Origin of the sequence: Kineococcus indalonis, assembly GCF_009906395.1 — a bacterium.
Lineage (GTDB): Bacteria > Actinomycetota > Actinomycetes > Actinomycetales > Kineococcaceae > Kineococcus > Kineococcus indalonis.
Genome location: NZ_JAAALM010000758.1, coordinates 1 through 1,370, shown reverse-complemented (window position 1 = coordinate 1,370; position 1,370 = coordinate 1). Strand labels below are relative to the sequence as shown.

2 protein-coding genes are annotated in these 1,370 nt (G+C 79.8%); both read right to left on the bottom strand.

The window, feature by feature from the left end; genetic code table 11:
* Positions 1-25: 25 nt before the first annotated feature.
* Positions 26-1,045 (bottom strand): hypothetical protein, encoded by a 1,020-nt coding sequence (locus tag GTR00_RS20885; protein ID WP_166613441.1) that lies wholly within the window; start codon positions 1,043-1,045, stop codon positions 26-28.
* Positions 1,046-1,047: 2 nt separating this feature from the next.
* Positions 1,048-1,314 carry a hypothetical protein gene (locus GTR00_RS20880; protein WP_166613440.1) on the bottom strand — a complete coding sequence of 89 codons (267 nt, stop codon included), beginning with the start codon at positions 1,312-1,314 and terminating at the stop codon, positions 1,048-1,050.
* Positions 1,315-1,370: the final 56 nt, after the last annotated feature.

Here is a 1,370-nt window from a genome sequence, read left to right as displayed (position 1 = left end):
ACCCCGGCCGGACCCCCGACCGGGGTCAGGGGGCGGGGGTGAACCGCACGGGCGGCGGGGCGCCCTCGCCGGCCCCGGCGCCGGGCGCGCCGGGCAGCCGCGGCGGGCACGGGCGCACCCGCACGCCGTCGGCCTCCCGCGCGCCGGTGGGACCCGGGCCGGGGCCGGCGGAGCCGGTGAACACGGTGCACGCCACGGTGGCCGGGCCGGAGCCGTCCAGCCACAGGTGCCGGCCGTTGCCCTCGAAGCGCGAGTCGCGCACCGTCCACGGCGCGCAGCCGTCCGCGAGCAGGGCCGTGTCGTTGGTGCTGAAGGCGCTGCCCTGCACGACCAGCCCCGGGCGCCGGCACAGCAGCGCGATGTCGTTGTGCTGCAAGCGGCTGGAGCGCAGCGCCAGGGACGGGGCGGTGCCGCCCGACTCGACGGTCAGGCCCGCGAAGTTCCCCTCGACGCTGGTGCGGGTGACGACCAGGCGCCCGGCGGCCACGGCGCCGGTGTTGTTGCCGCGCAGCACGGAACCGGTGAGCAGCACGGTGCCCTCCGACCCGGTCAGGGCGCCGGTGCCGTCCAGCTCCAGGCGCAGGTCGCGCAGCAGCGCGCTGCCGGGGGCCCCGCGCCGCTCGGCGGTGCCGGGCTCGCGGGGGCTCCAGCGCTCCTCCACGCCCACGCGCACCCCCACGTCCCAGCCGGCGACGCGGCCGTCGCGCACCGTCACGTCGTGGGCCTCCACGGAGATCCCGTAGCTGTCGGAGGGCAGGTCCGCGGTGAGGCGGGGCCCGGTGACCCGGTGCCCGTCGAGGTCGACGTCGACCCCGTCCGCGCGCACCACCAGGCCGACGGCGCCGGAGCACTCCAGGTCGGCGGCCAGGCGCACGTCGGCGGTGAGGACCTCCCCGCAGCCGACCCGCCGCGCGGGCGGCCCGGCCGTGGCCACGGCCGCCGACGCTCCGGCGGCCAGCACCGCGAACGCCGCCGCCGCCCGGTACCGGGGCGCGCGGAGCCCCCGCGACCGCTGCTGCGGGTCGCGGGGGCGGGGGGTGCTCACGCTCACGCGGTGACGCGCAGCGGGGTCACCGTCTCGTCGTCGTCCTCGGCGGTGTGCCGCGGAGCGGGGTGCTCCACCAGCGCGATGACGCGCCCGGCCATGAACCGGGCGGTGCGCACCGGGGTGCCGCCGCGGGTCACCTCGGTGACCTCGACCAGCCCGCGCCCGTGCGAGACGTCCACGCGGCGGCCCGCGCGGGTCGCCTCGACCTGGTAGGTGCGGGTGTCGCCGCCGGCGTCGACGACGACCTCCACGCGATCGCCCTTCACATCTGCCTCCTGGCTGGGGTGGCCCGGCCGGGGGACCGGGCCGGGCCACCCCAGCC